The 24,089-nt window shown below is 65.5% G+C and carries 22 protein-coding genes; 9 read left to right on the plus strand and 13 right to left on the minus strand.

What is annotated here, in order from left to right:
- Positions 1-19: 19 nt before the first annotated feature.
- The 3 genes from AC0L58_RS16605 to AC0L58_RS16615 all read right to left on the minus strand — a co-directional run bounded on the left by AC0L58_RS16605 (position 20) and on the right by AC0L58_RS16615 (position 2,420).
- Positions 20-493 (minus strand): SixA phosphatase family protein, encoded by a 474-nt coding sequence (locus AC0L58_RS16605; protein WP_473685388.1) that lies wholly within the window; start codon positions 491-493, stop codon positions 20-22.
- A gap of 59 nt (positions 494-552) precedes the next feature.
- Positions 553-1,185: a nucleotide-binding protein gene (locus AC0L58_RS16610; protein WP_473685390.1), complete on the minus strand. Its 633-nt coding sequence runs from the start codon at positions 1,183-1,185 to the stop codon at positions 553-555.
- A 155-nt stretch (positions 1,186-1,340) separates the two neighbouring features.
- The gene (locus AC0L58_RS16615) at positions 1,341-2,420 is read right to left on the minus strand and encodes a hypothetical protein (RefSeq protein ID WP_473685392.1); all 1,080 of its coding nucleotides are present in this window, start codon (positions 2,418-2,420) and stop codon (positions 1,341-1,343) included.
- Between the two features lie 291 nt (positions 2,421-2,711).
- Here AC0L58_RS16615 and AC0L58_RS16620 point away from each other — a divergent pair, with 291 nt between their 5' ends.
- Entirely contained in the window at positions 2,712-2,906 is a 195-nt protein-coding gene (locus AC0L58_RS16620) for an antitermination protein NusB (RefSeq protein ID WP_473685394.1), read from the plus strand.
- Positions 2,907-2,992: 86 nt separating this feature from the next.
- Here the strand turns inward: AC0L58_RS16620 and speE are convergent, their stop codons facing one another.
- The gene (speE, locus tag AC0L58_RS16625) at positions 2,993-3,892 is read right to left on the minus strand and encodes a polyamine aminopropyltransferase (protein ID WP_473685396.1); all 900 of its coding nucleotides are present in this window, start codon (positions 3,890-3,892) and stop codon (positions 2,993-2,995) included.
- A gap of 264 nt (positions 3,893-4,156) precedes the next feature.
- Here speE and speA point away from each other — a divergent pair, with 264 nt between their 5' ends.
- Together speA and AC0L58_RS16635 are read left to right on the plus strand one after the other, a co-directional pair.
- The gene (gene speA, locus AC0L58_RS16630; RefSeq protein WP_473685398.1) at positions 4,157-6,046 is read left to right on the plus strand and encodes a biosynthetic arginine decarboxylase; all 1,890 of its coding nucleotides are present in this window, start codon (positions 4,157-4,159) and stop codon (positions 6,044-6,046) included.
- Between the two features lie 114 nt (positions 6,047-6,160).
- Positions 6,161-6,946, plus strand: a complete 786-nt coding sequence (locus AC0L58_RS16635) for a 3-hydroxybutyrate dehydrogenase (RefSeq protein WP_473685400.1) — start codon at positions 6,161-6,163, stop codon at positions 6,944-6,946.
- A gap of 229 nt (positions 6,947-7,175) precedes the next feature.
- Here the strand turns inward: AC0L58_RS16635 and AC0L58_RS16640 are convergent, their stop codons facing one another.
- From AC0L58_RS16640 to radC, 4 genes are all read right to left on the minus strand, one after another.
- Positions 7,176-7,928, minus strand: coding sequence for an SDR family NAD(P)-dependent oxidoreductase (locus tag AC0L58_RS16640; RefSeq protein WP_473685402.1), 753 nt, complete (start codon positions 7,926-7,928; stop codon positions 7,176-7,178).
- A 4-nt stretch (positions 7,929-7,932) separates the two neighbouring features.
- Positions 7,933-8,604: an SPOR domain-containing protein gene (locus AC0L58_RS16645; protein ID WP_473685404.1), complete on the minus strand. Its 672-nt coding sequence runs from the start codon at positions 8,602-8,604 to the stop codon at positions 7,933-7,935.
- The gene (gene argS, locus AC0L58_RS16650; protein ID WP_473685406.1) at positions 8,604-10,292 is read right to left on the minus strand and encodes an arginine--tRNA ligase; all 1,689 of its coding nucleotides are present in this window, start codon (positions 10,290-10,292) and stop codon (positions 8,604-8,606) included. Before argS ends, AC0L58_RS16645 begins: the two co-directional genes overlap by 1 nt.
- A gap of 465 nt (positions 10,293-10,757) precedes the next feature.
- On the minus strand, positions 10,758-11,429 hold the full coding sequence (gene radC / locus AC0L58_RS16655) for a RadC family protein (RefSeq protein ID WP_473685408.1): 672 nt from the start codon (positions 11,427-11,429) through the stop codon (positions 10,758-10,760).
- A gap of 97 nt (positions 11,430-11,526) precedes the next feature.
- Here radC and coaBC point away from each other — a divergent pair, with 97 nt between their 5' ends.
- The 3 genes from coaBC (at position 11,527) to AC0L58_RS16670 (ending at position 15,615) form a co-directional block, all read left to right on the plus strand.
- Positions 11,527-12,738 (plus strand): bifunctional phosphopantothenoylcysteine decarboxylase/phosphopantothenate--cysteine ligase CoaBC, encoded by a 1,212-nt coding sequence (gene coaBC, locus AC0L58_RS16660; RefSeq protein WP_473685410.1) that lies wholly within the window; start codon positions 11,527-11,529, stop codon positions 12,736-12,738.
- Positions 12,735-13,205 carry a dUTP diphosphatase gene (gene dut, locus AC0L58_RS16665; protein ID WP_473685412.1) on the plus strand — a complete coding sequence of 157 codons (471 nt, stop codon included), beginning with the start codon at positions 12,735-12,737 and terminating at the stop codon, positions 13,203-13,205. The genes coaBC and dut overlap by 4 nt, the downstream gene beginning before the upstream one ends.
- 79 nt (positions 13,206-13,284) lie before the next feature.
- Positions 13,285-15,615, plus strand: coding sequence for a phosphomannomutase/phosphoglucomutase (locus AC0L58_RS16670; RefSeq protein WP_473685414.1), 2,331 nt, complete (start codon positions 13,285-13,287; stop codon positions 15,613-15,615).
- Positions 15,616-15,778: 163 nt separating this feature from the next.
- Here AC0L58_RS16670 and AC0L58_RS16675 read toward each other — a convergent pair whose 3' ends face one another.
- On the minus strand, positions 15,779-16,420 hold the full coding sequence (locus AC0L58_RS16675) for a DUF4124 domain-containing protein (RefSeq protein ID WP_473685416.1): 642 nt from the start codon (positions 16,418-16,420) through the stop codon (positions 15,779-15,781).
- A gap of 87 nt (positions 16,421-16,507) precedes the next feature.
- A complete protein-coding gene (pyrE, locus tag AC0L58_RS16680; protein WP_473685418.1) occupies positions 16,508-17,173 on the minus strand; it encodes an orotate phosphoribosyltransferase in 666 nt (221 codons plus the stop codon).
- Positions 17,174-17,294: 121 nt separating this feature from the next.
- Between pyrE and AC0L58_RS16685 the strand changes: the two genes are divergently transcribed.
- Positions 17,295-18,065, plus strand: a complete 771-nt coding sequence (locus AC0L58_RS16685) for an exodeoxyribonuclease III (RefSeq protein ID WP_473685420.1) — start codon at positions 17,295-17,297, stop codon at positions 18,063-18,065.
- A gap of 36 nt (positions 18,066-18,101) precedes the next feature.
- On the opposite strand, the gene AC0L58_RS16690 is transcribed toward AC0L58_RS16685, so the two are convergent.
- On the minus strand, positions 18,102-19,418 hold the full coding sequence (locus AC0L58_RS16690; protein ID WP_473685422.1) for an AmpG family muropeptide MFS transporter: 1,317 nt from the start codon (positions 19,416-19,418) through the stop codon (positions 18,102-18,104).
- 229 nt (positions 19,419-19,647) lie between these two features.
- Here AC0L58_RS16690 and AC0L58_RS16695 point away from each other — a divergent pair, with 229 nt between their 5' ends.
- On the plus strand, positions 19,648-19,950 hold the full coding sequence (locus AC0L58_RS16695; RefSeq protein WP_473685424.1) for a hypothetical protein: 303 nt from the start codon (positions 19,648-19,650) through the stop codon (positions 19,948-19,950).
- On the opposite strand, the gene AC0L58_RS16700 is transcribed toward AC0L58_RS16695, so the two are convergent.
- Both AC0L58_RS16700 and AC0L58_RS16705 read right to left on the minus strand, forming a co-directional pair.
- Positions 19,920-21,050 carry an anhydro-N-acetylmuramic acid kinase gene (locus tag AC0L58_RS16700; protein ID WP_473688772.1) on the minus strand — a complete coding sequence of 377 codons (1,131 nt, stop codon included), beginning with the start codon at positions 21,048-21,050 and terminating at the stop codon, positions 19,920-19,922. The genes AC0L58_RS16695 and AC0L58_RS16700 overlap by 31 nt on opposite strands.
- 16 nt (positions 21,051-21,066) lie before the next feature.
- A complete protein-coding gene (locus AC0L58_RS16705) occupies positions 21,067-22,512 on the minus strand; it encodes an OapA family protein (protein WP_473685426.1) in 1,446 nt (481 codons plus the stop codon).
- Positions 22,513-22,706: 194 nt separating this feature from the next.
- Here AC0L58_RS16705 and tyrS point away from each other — a divergent pair, with 194 nt between their 5' ends.
- Complete coding sequence (gene tyrS, locus AC0L58_RS16710; protein ID WP_473685428.1) at positions 22,707-23,918, plus strand: tyrosine--tRNA ligase; 1,212 nt, start codon at positions 22,707-22,709, stop codon at positions 23,916-23,918.
- The last annotated feature ends 171 nt before the right edge of the window (positions 23,919-24,089 follow it).

A 24,089-nucleotide genomic window follows, 5' to 3' on the forward strand; every position in this document is an offset into this window, starting at 1 on the left:
GGGCTGGCTGGCGCCCAGTTCAGGGTGACCAGAATGCGTCCAGCCGGGCGCTGCCCGGCTCCAGCGCGCCATCCAGGTGCAGCACGGCCATGCCGCCGGGAGGCATGCCGCGGAATTCGTCGGAGCGGCCTTCCACCAGCAAGGCGACCAGTCGCTCGATGCCGGGGTTGTGGCCTACCAGCATCACCGTGCCGGCATCACCATGCTGGTCGAGCAGGACCAGCAGTTCACCCGGCGTGGCCTCGTAGATTTCCTCGGCCAGTTGCGGCACGGGCGCAGCTTCGATTGCCGCCAGGGCCAGTCGGGTGGTCTCGTTGGTGCGGCGCGTGGGCGAGCACAACACGCGTGCCGGCCGCAGGTCGTGCGCGGCCAGCCACAGTCCCGCCGCTTGCGCTTCGTGCTCGCCGCGCGGGCTGAGCGAACGGTCGCGGTCATCAATGCCCTCTTCTATGGGCACGGCTTCGGCATGTCGCAACAGGATCAATTCGTGCATGGTGGACTCCGGCAGAGGGATGGTGCGACGGATGCCCGGCAGGCATCCGGTGGTTCTTGTCAGGCCTGTCGCTTGATCCAGCGCAGCAAGGGTTTCCAGTCCTCCTGGTGGCTGCGCACCTGCTCGGAGTGGTAATCGAAAATGCCCTTGCCCAACGCGGTCAGCAGCACGTAGGCCTGGCTGTCGCGCAGCTGCGCCACGACCGGAAACGGTGACTGCTCCGCGAGTTGGGTGACCGCGTCCTGACTGGCGTGGGTCCACGGTTTGAGCCGGTTGGCCACCAGCGCCACCGGCAGCTTGCCGCGGTGGATGCGGTTGATCGCGCGCAATTCGTCGGTGAAGGCCAGGGTGGCATCCAGATCGAACGAGGAGGGCAATACCGGAACCAGCAGCACGTTGGCCAGCTCCAGATAGGGTTCCAGGTCGCGCTCGCGGGAACCGGCGGGCGTGTCGATCAGTACCTGGTCGGTATCCGGTGGCAGCTTTTGCAGCGAACGGCGGCCACCCTCGAAGGCCAGCACGCCGGGTACGTTGTCCGGACGCAGACTGGCCCAGCGGAAGCTGGAACCTTGCCGGTCGGCGTCGACGATCGCCGCATGCTTGCCGGCCTGGGCCCAGTGTGAAGCCAGTTGCGTCACCACCGTGCTCTTGCCACAACCACCCTTGCTGCTAGCCACCAGCGTCGTAAGCATCGAATAGCCCCTGCTACGGAAGGTGACCCCAGCCTAGCGGGGGAGCCGGGAATAGGGAATGGGCGGGAGCCGGGAATCGGGAAAGGGGAATGGAGAATCGGCAAAACCGGCTCTCCGCTCTCACCCATTCCCGATTCCCCATTCCCGATTCTCGGCTACTCAGCCTTGCGCGGTTGCCAGTCGGCCGGCGGGTCGACCGGGATGTTGTCGTCGCGCAGGGCGGCCAGTTGCAGGCTCGTCTGGGTGCCGCCGCTGCGGGCCAGCGACAGCAGGTGACGGGCGAGGGCGCCGTCATCGCGGACGCGGGCCAGCAACTGGTTGAAGTTCTGCACCTGCCAGACCAGGGTGCGGCGGGCATCCCTGGCCTCCTGCTGCTGGTCCGGGTCGTCGGCGAGCACTTCGCGCAGGTGTAGACCCAGCGAGCGGGCCAGCGGGCTCGAGCCCCACTCCAGCAGCTTGCCCAGACTCAGGCAGTCGGCCTTGATGGAGTCATCTTCGGCCGCGTTTTCGCACAGTTTGGCGACCAGCTGCAGGCTGGGCTGGGGTTGCGTGCTGGCGAGGCCGAAGATCATCACCGTTTGCATGCCGACGGCACCGGCGGCATGGCTGGGGTCAAAGGTGTCCGCCGGTGGCGGCAACACGCCGACCGAGTTGGCCAGCGCCTTCAGGCTGGTGCCGGCGTAATCGTCGTAGACCTTGGCCGAGGCGGCCTTGCGCAGGTCTTCGCGGGCGGCATCCTGGTGCTGGTCGCGCGCGTCCATGCCCAGCTTGACCAGCCATACGGCCGCATTGTCCGGTGCCTGCTTCACCAGCGCCTCCAGCGCAGCGGCGTTCGGGCAGGCGGCAGCCTTGGCATCGCAATCGGCCAGGCGCACCCAGTTGACCGCCGGGCCGCTGCCATCGGCCTCGGCCGCGCGTTCGATCAGGGCGTGGAAACTGTTGCTCGGCGGCTGGTTGAACAGCGGTCGTGCCAGCAGCGCGGCACCGAGCAGCGGCATCGCGTCGGCGCGCGGCGCCAGCACGCTGACCAGGTCGCGCTGGAAGGCCAGCTGCGCCTTGTCGCGGGCCTGCGCAGCCTTGCTGGGGGAGGTTCCGGTCGGTGACGACCTGGCCGGCGCCGCGCTACTGGTCGGGGCGGCAGGAGTGTTCTTGCCGGAAGGAGTCTTTCCGGCCACAGCGGGGGTGATGAACACGAACCAGGCGCAGATCAGGGCGAGACAGTGCATTCCACGCATCACGGACATCCTTGGCAGAAAAGCGTCAGCATATCGCCCGGAGATTAAGCTCACCTGATTGGCGAGCCACGCCGTTTCGGCATTCCAGGCCGGACTTGCTAGCATCAGGGTTCGGGCGCACGACGATGCCCGTCATCAAACCGTGTCTCTTGAGCACATCTTGCATTGATGCATGAAGCGTTCTGGCAGCGTCTGCCCCTGCTGCGTCGCAGGGCGGCCACTGCCCGCGGGCGTTTGCCGTCGCATTCAGGCGAGGTCCGATCAAGACACAGCATCACACCGGAGAGACCAATGGGAAATTTCTCGATGTGGACCGAAGGCGCGCCCTGGTTTGCCGGCTGGGGCACGCTGGCGTTGATCAATGCGGCACTGGCCCAGGGCAAGAATCGCAGCGGCCTCGTCTGGTTCCTGATCTCGCTGCTGCTCGGACCACTGGCCACCCTGCTGCTGGTGCTGCTGCCGAAGGTGCGGCCGAGGATGTTTTGAGTTTCGGGATTGGAGAATGGGGATTGGGGATTCGCAAGAGCGGTTGAGCGTAGCTACTACGAATGCCCAATCCCGAATCCCGGCGCTTACTCTCCCAATGCCTCGCGCATGAATTCCGGCTGCGCCAGCGCTGCCTTGTGGATCTCGGCGTTGTAGTAGCGGGTCGGGAATTTCTTGCTGAGCGCGCCGCGTTCGCGGAAGCCGGACAGGTCGCCGCCCTTGCGCGCCATGGTGCAGCTCCACCAGCCGGTGGGGTAGCACGGCTGCGGGAACGGCAGCGTTTTCACCGCGGTGAAGCCGGTGGTGCGCATCGCCGAGCGCATCGACCTGATCAGGTCCAGGTGGGCCAGCGGTGATTCGCTCTGCTGCACCAGCAGGCCGCCGTGGCGCAATGCCTTGAAGCAGCTGGCGTAGAACGCGGCGTTGAACAGGCCTTCGGCCGGGCCGACCGGGTCGGTCGAGTCGACGATGACCAGGTCCACCGACTCCGGTTCGCACTCGGCCATGTACTTGATGCCGTCGATGAACAGCAGTTCCGCGCGTGGATCAGCATTGGCCTCGCACAGCTCGGGAAAATACTCTTCGGCCAGACGAGTCACGCGCTCGTCGATTTCCACCTGCACGGCGTGTTCGACTTCCTCGTGCCGCAGCACTTCGCGCAGCGTGCCGCAATCGCCGCCACCGATGATCACCACGCGCTTGGCCCGCGCATGGGTGAACAGCGCCGGGTGGGTCATCATCTCGTGGTAGAGGAAGTTGTCGCGACTGGTCAGCATCACGCAGCCATCGATCACCATCAGGTTGCCCCAGTCGGTGGTCTGATGGATCTCGATGCTCTGGAACGGCGTTTTTTCCGAGTGCAGCATCCGCTCGGTGCGAAAGCCGATGGACGAGCCGGACGCCTCATGCGCTTCGGTGAACCAGCGGACTTCGTTCGGGCTGGCGTCACCAGGGCTGACGTCATGGGGAGTGGATGGCTGCGACATGAGGTGTTCCCGCAAAAGCATGGGGGCAAAGAAGTCAATTGTAGCGACAACGGCGCCGGACGTCCCGATCGTCGCGAGCACGCAGGCCGGCGCATCGCCATTACAATGGTGGCCCGGCCCACTGTCGCGATGGCGTGACGACAAGCCGGACAAGCCCATCCGGCCCCGCGGCGTGCGAGGCTTCCGGCCGGCCGGCTTGCTTGCCCACAGTCGTCAAGGCTCGCCGCTGCGACAGCCCCGATCCGTTTGCACAAGGGAGGCTCCATGTCGAAGCCCTGGTCCATCGCTACTGCCCGCCACACCTATGCCGTGCCCACCTGGGGCGACGGTTATGCCGACGTCGACGCTGCCGGCGATCTCGTCATGCGTCCCCGCGGCGCCGGCGGAGTGACGTTGTCCCTGCCCGCGATCGTCGAGCGGGCATGTGCCGAGGGTTTGCGGCTGCCCCTGCTGGTGCGTTTTCCCGACATTCTCGCCGATCGCCTGGCACGTTTGCAGGGTGCGTTTGCGCGGGCGATTGCCGAGCACGCCTATGCCGGCGGCTATACCGCGATCTATCCGATCAAGGTCAACCAGCAGCGCGGCGTGGCCGGCGAGCTGGTGGCCGCGGGTACCCGGGGATTCGGTCTGGAGGCGGGCTCCAAGCCCGAGCTGATGGCGGTGCTGGCGATGGCACGGCCCGGCTCGATCGTGATCTGCAATGGCTACAAGGATCGCGAATACATCCGCCTCGCGCTGATTGGCAAGAAACTCGGCCTGCGCGTGCACATCGTGATCGAAAAGCTTTCCGAACTGGACCACGTGTTCAGTGAAGCCAGCGCGCTGGGCGTGGAGCCGCTGCTGGGCGTGCGCGTGCGGCTGGCTTCGATCGGCGCCGGCAAGTGGCAGAACACCGGCGGCGACAAGGGCAAGTTCGGCCTGTCGCCGAATCAGGTGCTCACGCTGATCAAGCGCCTCGATGATGCCGGTCTCAAGCACACGCTGAAGCTGCAGCACTTCCACATGGGCTCGCAGATCTCCAACGTGCGCGACATCGCCAACGGCATGCGCGAGGCCACGCGCTATTTCGTCGAACTGCGGCGGATGGGCGTGCCGCTGGAGATCGTCGATGTCGGTGGCGGCCTGGGCGTGGACTACGAAGGCACCCGTTCGCGCAGCCACAATTCGATCAACTATTCGATCGAGCAGTACGCCTCGACCATCGTGCAATCACTGGCCGAGGCTGTCGAGGCCGAAGGCCTGGCGGCGCCGCACATCCTCACCGAAGCCGGTCGCGCGATGACGGCCCATCACGCCGTGCTCGTGGTCAACGTGACCGAGGTGGAGCAGGTGCCAGCGGGCGCGATCCCGCCGCCGAGCGCGGACGAACCGCCGGTATTGCGGCGCTTGCGCGAAACCTGGGAGGAACTCGACCGCCGGCCCGCATTGGAATTGTTCCACGAGGCCCAGCATCATCTCAGCGAAGGCCAGGCGCTGTACGCGCTGGGCCAACTGGCACTCGCTGATCGCGCACGCCTGGACGAGATGTACTACGCCATCGCCAACGCCGTGCGCGCGCGTTTGTTGCCATCCGAACGCTCGCACCGGGCGGCGCTGGATGAGCTGGACCAGAAGCTGGTGGACAAGTATTTCGTCAATTTCTCGGTGTTCGAGTCGATTCCCGACGTGTGGGCGATCAAGCAGATCTTCCCGATCGCGCCGATCGCGCGGCTTGACGAGGAACCGACGCGGCGCGGGGTGATCGTCGATCTTACTTGCGATTCGGATGGTCGCATCGACCATTACGTCGATGCCGAAGGCGTGAACGTCAGCCTGCGCCTGCATGAAGTCAACGAAGGCGAGAGCTATCGGCTCGGAATCTTCATGGTCGGTGCGTACCAGGAGACCCTGGGCGACATCCACAACCTGTTCGGCGACACCGACGCGGTCAACGTGCGCGTCGACGGCGACAGCTACGTGTTCGACCACAAGCGCCGCGGTGACACCACCGACCTGATGCTCGACTACGTCGGCTACGATCTGGAAGCGCTGCGGCAGAGTTACCGTGAGCGCATCGCCGGCGCCGGCCTGGCGGGTGCCGAGGCCGACCAGCTGTACGACACGCTCGATCGTGGCCTCACCGCCTATACCTACCTGGCCGAAGAGGCCGGCTGAGCCTATCGGGCAGGCATTTCCCCAAGGTCCGATGGCGCGCGGCGGCGCGGCGTCTACAATCAAGGCGGTTGGCTGAGGCGTGGCGTCGCGGCCACCCAGCTCGAGGAGCAGAACATGACAGATCTCAACGGCAAGGTTGCGCTGATCACCGGCGCCGCCAGCGGCCTCGGCAAGGCGATTGCCGAGTTATACGCGCAGCACGGCGCCAGCGTGGCGATCGCCGACATCAACCAGGAAGCCGCCGACAGGGTCGCCGCCTCGATAACCGCCGCTGGCGGCAAGGCGATCGGCGTGGCGATGGACGTGACCAGCGAAGAGGCAGTCAACACCGGCACCGACAAGGTGGTCGAAGCCTTCGGCGCGCTCGACATCCTGATCTCCAACGCCGGCGTGCAGATCATCAACCCGATCCACCAGTTCGCCTTTGCCGACTGGAAGAAGATGCTGGCGATCCATCTGGACGGCGGCTTCCTCACCACCAAGGCCGCGCTCAAGCACATGTACAAGGGCGACCGCGGCGGCATCGTGATCTACATGGGATCGGTGCACTCGCACGAAGCGTCGAAGCTGAAGGCGCCCTACGTCACCGCCAAGCACGGTCTGCTGGGTCTGGCGCGTACATTGGCGAAGGAGGGCGCGCCGCACAACGTGCGCTCGCACGTGATTTGCCCCGGCTTCGTGCGCACGCCGCTGGTCGAGCGGCAGATTCCCGAACAGGCGAAGGAGCTGGGCATCAGCGAAGACGAAGTGATCCGCAACGTGATGCTGAAGGACACCGTCGATGCCACCTTCACCACGCTCGAGGACATCGCGCAAACCGCGCTCTATCTGGCGACCTTCCCGTCCGCCGCGCTGACCGGTCAGTCGATCGTCGTGAGCCACGGCTGGTTCATGCAATAAATTCGCGCTGACCCGTAGGGCGGGCTCCGCCCGCCGCCTTTGCGGACTTGCCCGGAACGCCATTGGCGGGCAGAGCCCGCCCTACGCAACAGGCCAGTCGCGGTGCACCAGCAAACCGTCCGCCGACCGGCTGCAAACTCGCCCACACCCGTAGGGCGGGCTCTGCCCGCCGCTTTTGCGGATCTGCCTGAAACGCCATTGGCGGGCAGAGCCCGCCCTGCGCAACAGGTCAGTCGCGGTGCACCTGCAAACCGGCCGCCGACTGGCTGACCGGCATCACCTCAAGGCGATTGATATTGAGGTGCGGCGGCAGGTTGGCTACCCACCAGATGCTGTCGGCGATGTCGCTGGCGGTGATCGGATGCGCGCCCTCATAGAGCTTGTCCGATGCGGCCTGATCTCCGCCGGTGCGCACCAGGGTGAACTCGGTTTCGGCCATGCCCGGCTCGATCGAGGTCACCCGTACGCCGGTGCCGTGCAGGTCGGTGCGCAGGTTCTGCGAGAACTGGGTGACAAAAGCCTTGGTCCCGCCGTAGACGTTGCCGCCGCAGTAGGCATAGCTGCCGGAAATGGAGCTGATGTTGATGATCGCGCCGCGACGCTCGATCAGCTGCGGCAACAGCAGATGGGTGATCGACACAAGCGCGGTGACGTTGGTGTCGATCATCTGCTTCCACTGCGCCAGATCGGCCTGCTGCGCCGGCGCGGTGCCGAGCGCCAGCCCCGCGTTGTTCACCAGCAGGTCGATCGCCGCGAACTCGGCGGGCAGGGCGGCGTGAGCCGCGCGCATCGCCGATTCGTCGCGCATGTCAAACGCAGCCGCATGCACCTTTGCCGCCCCGTGTTTGTCCACCAGTTGCTGCAGGCGGTCCGCGCGGCGACCGCTGGCGATGACGCGCCAGCCGCCGGCCACGAGGCGGTCCACGGTGGCGGCGCCGAATCCGGCGGTGGCGCCGGTAACCCACGCAGTCCTGGCGGTCATGCGCTTACTTTCCTTCTTTCAGGGCAATCGCCGGAATCCCCGCGCTGGCCAGCTTCTGTTTGGTTGTTTCCAGTTCGGTGGCCGACCGGAACGGACCAAGCCGGACGCGGTGATAGGTCTGCCCACCCACGTCCACGGTTTGCACGTTGGCGACGAAACCCTGCAGAGCCAGCTTGGCTTTCTGCGCCTCCGCCGCCGACGCGGTGGGGAAAGCGCCGACCTGCAGCAGGTAACCGCTGCCGCCGGTGGAGGGCGCCACCGACTCGGCCGGGGCCGCGGTGACGTTCTGCACTGCCACACCGGGCTCGCGGGCTGGCGCGGGCGGGGTCTGGCTCTGCTGCGTCTGCTCGGCCTTGGCCTGCGCGCTGATCTCCGCGTCGGGAATGCGAACCTCCTTTTCCGACAGCACCGAATAGAAGTCGTACTGCGGCTTTTTCGGCGTGCTGTCGTTGCTGGCGGGTTCCAGTACGCCCGGGTCACTGGCGCGCTGCGCGGTGGCCTGCGGGTTGGCTTGCGGACCGACCGGCTTCTGCAGGCTGGTGAACAGGCTGCCGCGCATCACCAGCGCCATCAGGATGGCGCCGATCAGCAAGCCGATCACCGCATAACCCCAGCCCGGAAATCCGTTGCCACCATTGCGTACGGCCTGCCGGCCCTTGCCCTTGCGTGCTGCCATTACATCTTCTCCGGGGCGCTCAGGCCCAGCAAATCAAGCCCATTTTTCAGTACCTGCCGCGTCGCCACCACCAGCGCCAGGCGCGCGTTGCGGAGCGCGGCATCGTCCACCAGGAACTGGTGCGAGTTGTAGTAGGTGTGGAACGCATTGGCCAGCTCGCGCAGCCAGTTGGCGATCAGATGCGGCTCCAGGTTGGCGGCGGCGTTCTCGACCTGCTCGGGATACTTGGACAACTCGGTGAGCAGGATCTGTTCGTGTTCGTTGTCGAGCCGATCGAGATGGGCGAGCCCGTCGGCCAGGTCGAAGGTGAAGCCCTTCTCCGGTGCCTGGCGCAGCACGCTGCAGACACGGGCGTGTGCGTACTGGATGTAGTAGACCGGGTTGTCGTTGGACTGAGAGCGGGCCAGATCGACGTCGAACACCAATTGCGAGTCGCTCTTGCGTGCGATCAGGAAGTAACGCGTGGCGTCCTTGCCCACTTCGTCGATCAGGTCGCGCAGGGTGACGTAGCTGCCGGCGCGCTTGGATATCTTCACTTCCTCGCCGCCGCGCATCACCGTCACCATCTGGTGCAGCACGTATTGCGGCCAGCCTGCGGGAATGCCGCAGTCGAGCGCCTGCAAACCGGCCTTCACCCGGGCCAGTGAACCGTGATGGTCCGAGCCCAGTTCGGTGATGGCTTTCTCATAGCCGCGCTGCCACTTGCTGAGGTGATAGGCGACATCCGGCACGAAATAGGTATAGGTGCCGTCGGACTTGCGCATCACGCGGTCCTTGTCGTCGCCGAACTCGGTGGTGCGCAGCCACAGCGCGCCGCCTTCCTCGTAGGTATGGCCGTTGGCGATCAGCTTGCGCACGGTTTCCTCGACCTTGCCGTCGGTATACAGCGAGGATTCCAGGAAATAGGTGTCGAAGCTGACGCCGAAGGCCTGCAGGTCGAGATCCTGCTCATGGCGCAGGCTGGCGACGGCAAAGTGGCGGATCGCATCGAGATCGTCGACGTCGCCGCTGCCGATCACGGTTTCGCCGTCGGCCACCACCGGTGCGCCGTCGAGGTAGGCACGGGCCACGTCGGCGATGTAGTCGCCGCGGTAGCCGGCCTCCGGCCAGTTGCTGTCGTCCGGGGTGATGCCGCGTGCGCGCGCCTGCACGGAGACCGCCAGGTTGGCGATCTGCACACCGGCATCGTTGTAGTAGTACTCGCGTTTGACGTTCCAGCCGTTGGCGGCAAGCAGGCGGCTGAGGCAGTCGCCAATCGCCGCGGCGCGGCCGTGACCCACGTGCAGCGGGCCGGTCGGGTTCGCCGAGACGAACTCCACGCCCACCGTCCGACCGGCGCCGCCGGCGTTGCGGCCGTAGGCCTCGCCCTGTTCCAGGATGTGGCGTACTTCGGCGTGATACGCGTCGGCGGCGAGAAAGAAGTTGATGAAGCCGGGGCCGGCGATCTCGATCTTGTCCACCAGTGCGTTGGCGGGCAGCGCCGCCACCAGCTTTTCGGCCAGTTCGCGCGGCTTGGCGCGTGCCAGTTTGGCCAGCAACATCGCCACGTTGCATGCGAAATCGCCATGTTCGCGGCTGCGCGCCCGCTCGATCACGAAGTCCGGCACGGCCAGATCGGCGGGCAGGATGGCATCGTTTTGCAGGGCGTGGATAGCCTGCAGCACCAGTTCGCGCAGCTGTACTTTCACGGATGGGGTCGGTGTCGTGATGGAACCCGCAATCCTAACAGACCACCGTGCGCGAGCAGCGCCTTGCCGGCGTGGATCGCCCACGGGCCGGGGCTTGCGACGGCGACCGCAAATTTTGATGCAGCGCGGCGTATCGGCTTGTGGATAACTCTGTGGGGAAAATCAGCGCTGACCGCTCGAGCGGAGGTGACAATTGGGGGCTAAGTGCTCTTCGCAAGAAATTGTACTTGTAAATCAGCATCTTGTTACGAGAACTTAGTGTTAAACGGGTGAACATCGCGGCAAGTGGCGGAAGTGGCGTTTTGTGCATAAGTTTCGGCCACTTGGGGCCTGCTTCTGCGCGCAGAAAGAGGTCGTTGGCACCGCGTCAGACCACTCCGGTACCGACTTGCCCTTCTCCAACGAACCGTTGCTGCGGCGCTGGGCGCCGGTCGGCGAGTGCGCGCGCCAGCGCAGACGTGAGCCTCACATCAGTCCACGCGACGCCATCGAAACCGGTTCGCCGCTGCCGATGACGAGGTGGTCGAGCACGCGTACGCCGACCAGTTGCAGGGCGTCGCGCAGTTCATGGGTGATCGCGCGGTCGGCAGCGCTCGGCTCGGCCACGCCGGAGGGATGATTGTGGGCAAAGATCACCGCGCAGGCATTGTGCTGGAGGCAGGCGCGCACGACCTCGCGCGGGTGCACGCTGGCGCCGTCGACGGTGCCGCGGAACAGCTCCTCGAACGCCAGCACGCGATGGCGATTGTCCAGATACAGGCAGCCGAAGACTTCGTAGGGCAGGTGGCGCAGGCGTGCGCGCAGGTAGTCGCCGCTGTCGCGTGGATTGCCCAGGCTGGGCTTTTCCAGCAATTGTTCGGCCAGGCTGCGCCGGGCCAGCTCCAGCGCGGCGACAAGGCGCGCCCGCTTGGCCGGGCCCAGCCCGCCGGCGCGGATCTGCCGCTCGGGCCGACCCAGCAGCGCGGCCACGCCACCGGCGTTGGCGAGCAGTTCGCGACCCAGCGCGATCGCGTCCTTGCCGCGGCTGCCGCTGCCCAGCAACACCGCCAGCAGTTCGGCGTCGGAGAGCGCGGCACTGCCGCGAGCCAGCAATTTTTCGCGGGGGCGTTCGCCTTCGGGCCAGTCTCGGATGCTCATGCGTGCCAGCTTGGCCGAGGGCACCAGTCGCGGGCAGCGGTGAGGTGGGATGAATCCGGTAAGCTAAGCCTCTGCCCGACTGTCAGGCCCGCCTTACATGAGTCTTGCCCAACGCCGCATTCTGCTGGGAGTGTCTGGCGGCATCGCCGCCTACAAGAGTTGCGAACTGGTTCGTCGCCTGCGCGAGCAGGGTGCCGAGGTGCGCGTGGTGATGACCGAGGGAGCCACCCATTTCGTCGGCGCCACCACCTTTCAGGCGCTCTCCGGCCAGAGTGTGCGGGTAAGCCTGTGGGATGCCCAGGCCGAGGCGGCGATGGGTCATATCGAACTGGCACGCTGGGCCGAACGCATCCTCATCGCCCCGGCCAGCGCCGACTTGCTGTCGCGTTTGGCGCATGGCCGCGCCGACGATCTGCTGACCACGCTATGTCTGGCCAGCGCGGCGCCGCTGTATCTGGCGCCGGCGATGAACCAGCAGATGTGGGCACATCCGGCGGTGCAGGCGAATGTCGACCAGTTGCGGCAGCGCGGCGCGCACCTGCTCGGTCCGGCGGCCGGCGAACAGGCCTGCGGCGACGTCGGCAGCGGCCGCATGCTGGAAGCGCTGCAACTGCGCGATGCGCTGCATGACTCCTTCGTCGACGGCAGCGGGGTGCTGGCGGGCCTGAAGGTGGTGGTCAGCGCCGGTCCCACCTACGAAGACATCGACCCGGTGCGTTTCATCGGCAATCGCAGCTCGGGCCGGATGGGCTTCGCCGTGGCCGAGGCCGCCGCCCGCGCCGGAGCCAGCGTGACCCTGATCGCCGGGCCGGTGAGCCTGGCCTCGCCGTCGGGCGTGGCGCAGCGCGTGGACGTGCGCAGCGCGGCGCAGATGCATGCGGCGGTGCTGGAGGCCGCGCGGCAGGCGGATATCTACATTGGTGCCGCGGCGGTGGGCGACTATCGGCCGGCAGAAGTCTCCGCGCTGAAACTGAAGAAGCGCGCCGGTACGCCGCTGTCGCTGCAACTGGACGAGAACCCGGACATCCTGGCCAGCCTGTCGGCGCAAACCGCGCACCCGTTCCTGGTCGGATTTGCCGCGGAGACGCATGATGTGGCCAGCTACGCGCAGGGCAAACTGCGCAACAAGGGGCTGGACATGATTGCGGCGAACCAGGTGGGCGACGGTCTCGGCTTCGAAGCCGCCGACAATGCGTTGACCCTGTATTGGGCGGATGGCGAGCTGGCTTTGCCGCGTGCACCGAAGAGCGAGCTGGCGCGCCAGTTGGTTGCCCAGGTTGCCGCGCAATACCGGGCGACCCGTCCATGACTGAACCCAACCGGCTCGGCATTCAGCTGAAAATTCTCGATCCGCGCCTGGGCAACAGCATTCCGCTGCCGCAGGCAGCCACGCCTGGCAGCGCCGGGATGGATCTGCGCGCAGCGCTGGAGCAGCCGCTGACCCTGGCGCCCGGCGAGAGCGCCCTGGTGCCCAGCGGCATCGCGATCCATATCGGCGATCCGGGCTGGTGCGCGCTGATCGTGCCGCGTTCGGGCCTGGGTCACAAACACGGACTGGTGATGGGCAACCTGGTCGGCGTGATCGATGCCGACTACCAGGGGCCGCTGATGATTTCCTGCTGGAATCGCGGCAGCCAGCCCTACACCATCGAGATCGGCGACCGCATCGCCCAGCTGCTGCTGGTGCCGGTGGCGCAGCCGCGGCTGGACATCGTCAGCGAGTTTGCGCCGAGTGAACGTGGCAGCGGTGGTTTCGGTTCGACCGGTATCCGATAGGATTGGGTATTCCACAGCAACTTGAGGTCAGGCCCGGGCGGATCGGGTCGATCCGACGGATCAGCCGCAGGGGCGGAACATGGCATCGAAGAAAGCGAAACGACCACGGCCGCAGCTGCAGATCGACTGGTCGGCCACCTTGCCGCTGGCCGGTGCCACGCTGCTGCTGCTGCTGGGTCTGTTCTGCGCCTGGCAAACCTGGCTGATTGCCGACAAGGGCCACGCCGTCGAGCGCGTGCACGCCGCCCAGGCGCAGGCGGTCAAGGCGGTGGCAGACGAAGTTGAACGGCAGCGTGGCGTGGTCATGAAAGCGCTGGCCATGGTCGATCCCGCGACGGCGATGGATGATCCGGCGCAGACCGCCGCGACCCTGCGCCTGCGCTTGCCCCAAGCCAAGCAACTGGAGCTGTACAGCGGCGACCTGAAGGAAGTGCTGCGCGCGAACTATCGCGAGTTCGGCTATGCCAAGGCGGCCCAGCTGATGGCGGCGCAGACGGCCGAAGGTTTGCCGCCGGTGCAGAGCGTTTCCTATGGCAACGGCGATCGCCGCCTGAGCATGGTGATTCCGCTGGGTCCGCCGGAGCAGGCGCAGGCCTGGGTCTGGGTCGAGCTGCCGTTTGCGCCGATCGAGCAGCGCTTCGACGCGGTCCCGCCCGCTGGCGGCCGTCTGGATCTGCGCCAGGGCGAGGATCCGGGCAGCGTGCAGCTGTTCTCCCATGGCAGCGCTTCGGCCCAGACCGCGGACACCGGCGTGCCGGTTCCGGGCACGGCGTTCAGCGTGGGCGCGGGTCTGCCTGACGCCTTCATCGTCTTGCCGCACTCCTGGCTGTTGAGCGGTTTGCTGAGCCTGCTTGGCCTGATCGGCGCGGGCTATCTCCTGTGGCTGCGTCGACGTCGACAGAACCCGGAGCCGGAGCACCTCGATGAGCCGGAGGCAGAACCAGTAGCAGCGCCTGTGCCGCCGGTGCGGCGACGTGCGGCACCAGTCGCGCCGCCAGCGGCCGTGCCCGCACCTGCGCCAGCTGTCACGCAGGTGGACCCGAGCATCTTCCGCGCCTACGACGTGCGCGGCGTGGTCGGCAAGACGCTGGACAAGAACGTCGCGCGAATGCTGGGACGTTCGATTGGCACGGTGATGGGCGAGCAGGGCTTGCGCGAAATCGTGGTCGGCCGCGATGGTCGCGAGTCCGGTCCGGTCCTGGCCGGCGCGCTGGCCGACGGCTTGCGCGAAGCCGGCGTGGATGTGATCGATCTGGGTGCGGTGCCCACGCCCGTGGTCTACTTCGCCGCATATCGTTTCAACACCGGCTGCGGTGTGGCGGTGACCGGCAGCCACAATCCTCCGGACTACAACGGCTTCAAGATCGTGATCGGCGGGCAGACGCTGGCCGAGGGCGCGATCCAGGACCTGTATCGGCGCATCGCCAACAACGAGCTCACCAGCGACGGCCAGGGCAGCCTGCGCCAGGTCGACGTGGCGCCGGACTACATCGAGAAAATCGTCTCCGACGTGCTGGCCGAGCGCTCGCTCAAGGTAGTGGTCGATTGCGGCAACGGCATTCCCGGCGAAATCGCGCCGCAGGTGCTCGAAGGTGTCGGCTGCGAAGTGGTGCCGCTGTACTGCGACGTCGACGGCAGTTTTCCGAATCATCATCCCGATCCCTCCGACCCGGCCAATCTGGAAGACCTGATCCATGCGGTACGCCAGACCGGCGCCGACCTGGGCATCGCCTTCGACGGCGACGGCGACCGTCTCGGCGTGGTCTCCCGCTCCGGCGAGATCATCTACCCCGATCGCCTGCTGATGTTGTTCGCCCGCGACGTGCTGTCGCGTCAACCCGGCGGCACGGTCATCTACGACGTGAAATGCACCAGCCATCTGAAAGGGCAGATTCTCGATGCCGGCGGCAGTCCGCTGATGTGGCGCACCGGGCATTCACTGATCAAGGCGAAGATGCGCGAAACCTCCGCCGAGCTGGCCGGCGAGATGAGCGGGCACTTCTTCTTCAAGGAGCGCTGGTACGGGTTCGACGATGGCATCTACGCGGCGTCCCGCCTGCTGGAGATACTTGCCGGCGACCTGCACGGGCGGAGTCCGGAGGAGATCTTCGCCACGCTGCCCAAGAGCATCTCCACACCCGAACTGAAGATCGAGTTGGCCGAGGGAGAACACTACAAGTTCATGGACCATCTGCGCGAACAGGCCACCTTCGAGGACGCCTCGGTGATCACGATCGACGGCATGCGGGTGGACTGGTCGGACGGTTGGGGGCTGGTGCGCGCCTCCAATACCACGCCGGTGCTGGTATTGCGCTTCGAGGCCGACAACGAAGCGGCGCTCAGGCGGATCCAGCAGGTCTTCCGCAAGCAGCTCCTGGCGGTGAACCGTGCGCTGAAGTTGCCGTTCTGAGAGCTGTGAACCGGGTACAACGACGTTTGCAGAAGCCGTCGGGACTTGCGTGGGCGTGACGCTGCGAACAGCCGGCGGGCCGAGCCCGCCCTGCACCTGCACGCAATCGCATGGACTCGCTCGCGCGTAGGGCGGGCTCTGCCCGCCGGCTCCGGCGAGGAAACTACTGAGATGCCTTGTCCTGCGCCGCCTTCAGCTCGCGATAGCGCGCCAGCTGCTTGGCCTGCTCCTGCACGGTTTGCGCACGCAACGCACGCTGGCGCTGCTGCGTGTTGCGCAGCCCGGTGACAACGTTTCTCTGCGTGGCGATGCTGTCGGTGAGGAACTTCGGTACCGGCTTCTTGGCGTTCTCGATCTCCGCCGCGCGGCCCAGCAGGTCGGTCAGCGCCTTCTCCTGGCTGCGCAGGTTGATCTGGGTGGTACGGATCTGCTGGTCAATGGTGTCCAGCGTCTGCTGCAGCGAGATCTTGTACGACTCCTCGTCCGGGTAGGCGTTCAGCATCTGCGCTTCGGTATTGGCCAGTTCCTGCGCAGCACGCTGCCTGGCGGCTTCGGCCCGGGCCACCTTCGCGGCCGCCGCCCGCTCCTCGGCATTCAACTGGCGCGGCACATGGCGCACCACCATGCCGCGGTCGTTGACCAGATCGTAGCCGTACTTCATGGCCTCGGCGGTCAGACTGTCGCTGTAATGCATCAGGCCTTGGCCGTCATACCATTTGTAGCGGACATTGCCGGTATTCTGGGCAAAGGCAGCCACGCTCGCGCTCAGTGCGAGGACAGCCAGGATGAGCAGTGATTTGCGCATGAATTCTCCCTTGTCGCCCGAAGTATAGCCGCGTCCCATAGGCAGACCAGCGGCAGATGGCGCCGATGTGACCGGGTTCGCCTGAGTCTATCCGGTCGCGTGAACTCGGCGCTGAACCCCGTAACGGGCACGGTAGTCGAGCAAGCGGGCATGCTCGGCGGCGAGCTGCGGTTGTTCGCCGGCGTAGGCGAGCACGTCGTCCAGGCAGGTGATGGCGATGACGGGGATGCCGTGTTCGTCGGCTACTTCCTGCGCCGCGGATCGTTCGCCCTGACCCCGTTCCTGCCGGTCCAGCGCGATCAGTACGCCGGCCGGTTCGGCGCCCTGCGCGCGGATCAGGGCCAGTGATTCACGCACCGCGGTGCCGGCGGTCATCACGTCGTCGACGATCAGTACCCGCCCGGCAAGTGGCGCGCCGACCAGCATGCCGCCTTCGCCATGGTCCTTGGCCTCCTTGCGGTTGTATGCCCAGGGCAGGTCGCGCTGGTGCTGTTCGGCCAGCGCGATGGCAGTCGCCGCCGCCAGCGCGATGCCCTTGTAGGCGGGCCCGAACAGCATGTCGACCTGGATCGCCGCATGGGTCATCGCGGCTGCATAGGCGCGACCGAGCTGGGCCAGCGCACCGCCGGAATCGATGCGCCCCATGTTGAAAAAGTACGGGCTCTGCCGGCCGGATTTCAGCGTGAATTCGCCAAAGCGCAGCACCTGGCGGCGCAAGGTCAGTTCGATGAAGTCGCGTTGATAATCGAGCATGGAGGTTTCTCGCGGGCAGGCTGGCGACGGGCGGAGCATGCGTAACCGGCGCCATGGTACATGCGCTGCCGGTGCCGGTCGGGGTTGTTATGATCGCCCGATCCATCGAACAGGAGAACCCATGCGCATCATCAGCCTCAATGCCAACGGCATTCGTTCCGCCGCCAGCAAGGGCGTGTTCGACTGGATGCATGCGCAGCGTGCCGACGTGGTCTGCCTGCAGGAGACCAAGGCGCAGGAGCATCAATTGAACGACCCGATGTTTCGCCCCGATGGGCACCATTGCTTCTATCGCGATGCCAGCAGCAAAAAAGGCTACAGCGGTGTGGCGATCTATGCGCGGCGCGAACCGGATCAGGTGCTGACCGAGCTGGGCTGGGACGAGTTCGACAACGAGGGCCGCTACATCGAGGCGCGCTTCGGCAATCTCTCGGTGGTATCGCTGTACTTTCCGTCAGGCTCCTCCGGTGACGAGCGCCAGCAGTTCAAATTCCGGGCGATGGAGTGGATCACCCCGATCTTCGATGAGTGGCTGGCCAGCGGTCGCGATTACGTGATTTGCGGCGACTGGAACATCGTCCATACGAAGAACGACATCAAGAATTGGTCGTCCAACCAGAAGAACTCCGGCTGCCTGCCCGAAGAGCGTGCGTGGCTGGATCTGCTGTTTCACGAGCGCGGCTGGGTCGACAGTTTCCGCGCGCTGAAACCGGACGCGGTCGAATACACCTGGTGGTCCAACCGCGGGCAGGCGCGTGCCAACAACGTCGGTTGGCGCATCGACTACCAGGTGGTCACGCCGTCGCTGCGCGAGCGCGTGAAAGCGTGTTCGATCTACCGCGACGAGCGCTTCTCCGACCACGCGCCGTATACGGTTGATTACGCCGACTGAACCGGTGCAGGCGTGGCCCCGGACCGGAGCCATGGCTCATGCCTCGGCGCGAACATCGAGCTCGGCGATGGCACGATCCACCAGTCCGCGATGCATCATCCACGCGAACAGGGCCACGCCGGGCAGGGCGACGACGGTGGTCATCAGGTAGAAATTGACATAGCCCATGCTCTGGATCAGCGCACCTGCCGTGGTGCCGGTGACCAGCCGTCCCACCACCGAGGCGGCGGCCGACAGCAAGGCATACTGCGCCGCGGTGTATGACAGGTTGCACAAGGCGGAAAGGTAGGCCACCACCACCACGCCACCGATCCCGCTGGCAAGATTCTCGAAGCCGATGGTGAAGGCCAGCATCTCGTTGCTGTGGCCCATGTGCGCCAGCACCGCGAACGAGATATTGGACACGGCCATCAGGATCAGGCTGAGCAGCACGGCGCGCTTCATTCCCACGCGTTCGTAGAGCATGCCGCCGATGAAAATGCCGATCAGGAACGCGATGAAACCGAAGCCCACGTCGTAGGTGGCGATCTCCTCGTTGCTGAAATGCAGATCGTTCAGCAGCAGCCGCACCGTCAGGTTGGCGAGGGTGTCGCCGATCTTGTGGATCAACACGAACAGCAACACCAGCCACGCGCCGCTGCGACGAAAGAACTCCGCCAGCGGCCCGACGACCGACGACAGCGCCGAACCCAGCCCCTTGATCGGAATCGGCTCGCGGTGGCGGACAGGTTCACCGAGCCAGAAACCCACGAAGACGGCAGGGATCACGAACAAGGCGCACAGCAGATAGGCAGCCTGCCAGTTCCAGTGGCCGGCAATCAGCAACGCCAGCGCACCCGCGCATACCGCGCCGATGCGCCAACCGTATTGCGACATGCCCGAGCCGATCCCCAGCTGTCGTGGCTGCAGGAGTTCGATCCGGTAGGCGTCGATCACGATATCGAATGTCGCGCCGGCGATGCCGACCAGCACCGCAGCAATCGCGGCCGACTCCAGGCTTGCCTTCGGGTGGATCAGACCCAGCCACGCGACGCTGGCGGCCACTGCCGCCGCCGAGAACCACAACCAGGAACGCCGCTGGCCAAACCTCCTCAACAGAGGCAAATGCACGCGGTCGACCGCGGGTGCCCACAGGAACTTGAGGTTGTACGCCAGGAATGCCAGCGAAAAGGCCGTGACGCTGCGTTTGTCGATGCCATCCTGGGCCAGTCGCGTGGTCAGCGTGGCGCCGATCATGGCGTACGGAAAACCCGAGGAAATGCCCAGCAGCAGGGCACCGACCGGCGCGCGCTCCAGGTAAGGTTTGATCGAGGCGAGCAGTCTCGCGGAGCCGGCCGATTCGGTTGATGTCATGGGTCTATGCTAGCGAACCGGGCGAACCGGTGTGGGTTTATTTGAGTGCCGGGTTCTGGCTATGTCGTGGCGGCGGGAGGTGCGGGGGAAGCAGTCAATGTCGCATGAGTCACGCGGCAACTGCCAATCTGTCCGCGAATTTCCGATGACATGACACGGATTCAGCAAGGATGTGCAACTATCGTCATGACAGGGCATGTTTCAACGCGGAGTGATTCCGGTGCCGGACATGATCGTTCATCACGTTGATGGCCTGCTGGCCGAGCGCATTGCAGCGCTGGCCAAGCTGCGCCAGTGTTCGGTCAATGACGTGTTGCTGGATGCCCTGCGCAGTGGTCTGGGCATGTCGGTGGCGCAGCAGTACAGCGAAAGCCTGCGCAACCCGAACACACTGACGGTGTTGGACGGTCACTGGGAGGCGGCTGAGCGTGGCGCGTTCCAGGAGGCGTTGCTGGCGCTGGCCAGGACCCAACCGACCCAGCTGGCGCCGGAAAGCATCCGCTACGACAAGCCCGATTCGGGCGCGGAATAGATCGCGCCGAGCACGCGTGGCCCGCGCGCCCCTGTCACGGCTGGCAGGTTGCCGGGCAGTTTGAACAGGCGTTGGCGTGCCAGCCACGCGAACGCTGTCGCTTCGAGAAAGTCGGGATCGATACTGTATTCGGCGGTACTGGTCAGCCGGCACGGTGCCAGCAGTTCGCCCAGGCGCTGCATCAGTTTCCCGTTGTGCACACCACCGCCACAGACGAGGATTTCATCTGCCGTCGGTGCCCGCTCCGCCACGGCCGCCGCAACGCTGCGCGAGGTGAGTTCCAGCAACGTGGCCTGCACATCGGCGGGTGCCAGCGTGGCGACCGGCGCGCGCGCCGCCAACCAGTCGAGATGGAAATATTCGCGTCCCGTGCTCTTCGGTGGCGGTCGTGCGAAATACGGGTCGGCGAGCAGCGCCTCGAGCAGATCGGGAAGGATCCGCCCCTCGCTGGCGAAGACGCCATTGCGATCGAACGGTTCGCTCCGATGGCGCTGGCACCACGCATCAAGCAGGCCGTTGGCTGGCCCGGTATCGAATCCGCGCACACCGCCATCGGCGGCCAGCACGGTGAGATTGGCGATGCCGCCGAGGTTGAGCACACCGCGCGTGCGACCGGGTACGCCCAGCAACATGGCATGCAATGCCGGCAGCAAGGGTGCGCCCTGCCCGCCAGCGGCAACATCGGCGCGGCGGAAATCAGCAACCACGTCGATGCGGCAGCGCTCGGCGATCACGCTGGGGTCGCCCAGTTGCAAGGTGAATGGATAGTCGCCATCGGGACGATGGCGCAGGGTTTGCCCGTGTGAGCCGATGGCGCGCACCGCCGCGGCCGCGGTATCGCTTTGCCTGAGCAGCTGCAGGGTGGCATCGGCAAACAGGTGCCCGATCTCGACGTCGAGCCGCCCCCAGGCGTCCAGATCGAGTGCCGCCTCATTCTGCGCCACCGCCAGCATGCGTTCGCGCAGCGTCGGCGGCCAGGGGTGGGCATGGCTGGAGAGGGTCTGCGGCTTGCCGTCGCGGAAACGAACCAGGACCGCATCGATGCTGTCGGCGCTGGTACCGGAAATCAGTCCGACGTAGAGCGCCGAGTCGTCATCGATCACGCTGGATGAGCACTCAGTTGTCGTAGTGGGCGGGAGCGTTTGCACGGGCCAGCTTGATGCGCTGGTCCAGCTCGTTCAGACGCGCCAGTTGCGGCTTCACCACTTGCGACTCGAAGCGGGCCAGTTCGGCGGCGGGTAGCGGCTTGGGCTTGGGCAGGGTCACCGTCTGCGGGTTGCGCTGCACACCGTTGACGCGGAATTCGTAATGCAGGTGTGGCCCGGTCGCCAGGCCGGTCATGCCGACGTAGCCGATCACTTCGCCCTGACGTACGTGCTCGCCCACATGCTGGCCTTTCACGAAGCGCGACATGTGGCCGTAGGCGGTGCTGATCCGCTTGTTGTGCTGGATCACCACGAAATTGCCGTAACCACGTTCCCAGCCGTGGTACTTGATCACGCCATCGCCGGCGGCATGGATCGGCGTGCCCTTGGGGGCGGCATAATCCACGCCCTTGTGCGCGCGCATGCGACCGAGGATGGGATGCATGCGTGCGGTGGAAAATTTGGAGGATATGCGGGTGAAATCGACCGGGATGCGCAGGAACGATTTCTGGATCGGGCGGCCGTCCTCGCTGTACCAGCCGTAGCTGCCGTCGTCCTTCTTGAAGCGATAGGCGGTGTAGCGCTTGCCCTGGTTGATGAACTCGGCCGCAATGATGTCGCCCTGACTGTAGCGCATGCCATCGCGATAGAGATCGTCATAGATCACGGTGAAGCTGTCGCCGCTGCGAATGTCCTGCACGAAATCGATGTCGTACTTGAACAGGTTGGCCAGCTTGCCAATCATGGCCGCATTCAGTCCGGCCTGGTCACCGGCGGCATACAAGTTGCTGCGGATGACGCCATGAGCCACCTGCTCGCGCACGTCCATCGCCCGCTTCTTGATGGCCAGCGTGGGTTGTGCCCCATCGAGCCGGATGACCGCACGACTGGTCGGGTCGGGGTCGAAACGGAAACCCTTCAGACTGCCATCGCTGTCGAGCAGGAAGTCGAACTCCTCGCCGGGGCGAATGCTCTGCAGCGCGGTTTTCTGATCGCCGGCGGCGTCCAGCACTTTGTGCAGGTCACTCAAGCCCAGGCCGCGTCCGTTGAATATCTCGGACATGGTCTGCCCGGGCTGCACGCGCACGACCTGCCAGTCGTCCACGGTGGGTGCCGGCGCGCTGATCGTGTCGATCTTCGGCAGCGCCAGTGGCAACAGAGTGTGTGCTTCAGGCACGGCGGCTGGACGCATCGCGTTCGCCCAGGAGGGCATGATGAAGCCCGACAGGATGGTGATCAGCAGTGCCGTGCCGGCAAGCATCCAGTGTTCGCGATTCCACCGGATCGGTTCGACATCGGCCGACCGATTGAATGACCAATGCGCACAACGCTCGTAGAAGCGGGAGTGGCGGCGCTGTGCCTTGCGGCAAATGGCCTGCTTGCGCGCATGAAGCGCACCCATGTTTTCATCGGCCATGCTGTCTCACCCCGTACCGCCCGGTCACAAACTTGGCGTACCATAGCGGCGATGTGTAGAAGGCGTCAATGTCTTTCCCATCAATGGTTTGCGATCCATTTCTGATTAACGCACAATTAACTTCCGCCGCACATACGGGATGGCTACTGCCTCTCCGTTTCGCGTCATCCGGTAAGTCATCCAGAGAGAAATCCATGAGCGAGCCCGAACAGGCGCTGTCCACGATTGCGCGTGGTGCTGACGAAATCATCAAGCGCGAGGAGCTGGTCGAGCGACTGAAAAGCGGCCGTCAGCTGCGCATCAAGGCCGGTTTCGATCCGACCGCACCCGACCTGCACATCGGTCACACCGTGCTGCTCAACAAGATGCGCCAGTTCCAGGATCTGGGTCATCAGGTGATCTTCCTGATTGGCGATTTCACCGGAATGATCGGCGACCCGACCGGCAAGAACGTCACCCGCAAACCGTTGACCCGCGAGGACGTGCTGGCCAATGCCGAAACCTATGCCGAGCAGGTCTACAAGGTGCTCGACCGGGAGAAGACCGAGCTGCGCTTCAACTCGGAATGGTTTGGCGCCATGTCGGCCGCCGACATGATCAAGCTCGCCGCCCAGCACACGGTGGCGCGCATGCTCGAACGCGACGACTTCACCAAGCGCTACGCCGCGCAGCAACCCATCGCCATCCACGAGTTCCTGTATCCGCTGGTGCAGGGCTACGACTCGGTGGCGCTGAAAGCCGACGTGGAGCTTGGCGGCACCGACCAGAAGTTCAATCTGCTGATGGGCCGCGCCCTGCAGGAGCACCACGGCCAGCCGGCACAGGTGGTGCTCACCATGCCGCTGCTGGAGGGTCTGGATGGCGTCAACAAGATGTCCAAGTCACTGGGCAACTACATCGGCGTCAACGAGCCGGCCATCGATATCGTCACCAAGACCATGAAGATCGGCGACGACTTGATGTGGCGCTGGTTCGAGCTGCTCAGCTTCGATGTCTCGCTGGACGAACTGGCGCGTATGAAGCGGGACGTCGCGGCCGGTGCGCTCAATCCGCGCGATGCCAAGCTGCGCCTGGCGCGCGAGCTGGCGTCGCGATTCCATGACGCCGCCGCCGCCGAACTGGCGATTGCCGGCTGGCATGCCGTGGTGCGTGGCCAGGGTGACACGGCACTGTTGCCGCAATCCGACATCGCCGTTCCTGTCGAAGGCCTGCGTCTGGCCGCGCTGCTTACAGCCGCCGGATTGACCGCCAGCAACTCCGAGGCAAACCGCAAGTTGAAGGAGCGCGCCGTGCGCATCGACGCCGAGGTGATGGAAGATGCGCAGCGCGTGTTCACGGCGGGATTCGAAGGCGTGTTGCAGGTGGGCAAGCGCAACTTCGCCCGCGTGCGCCTGGTGCAGGCCTGATCGGTAAACCTCGGCGCCACCCATCTTCTTCCATATCAGTTGGTTGCGCGATCAACCGAAAATAGTTGGCGAGAAACGCTTGCCAAAATATTCACAGCACGTATCATTCGCGGCCCGCAGCCCAGCGGACAGCGCAACACGGCTGGCAACCCCTTCGAAAAAGCTTCACCA

The organism is Rhodanobacter sp. G2-10 (genome assembly GCF_055809185.1).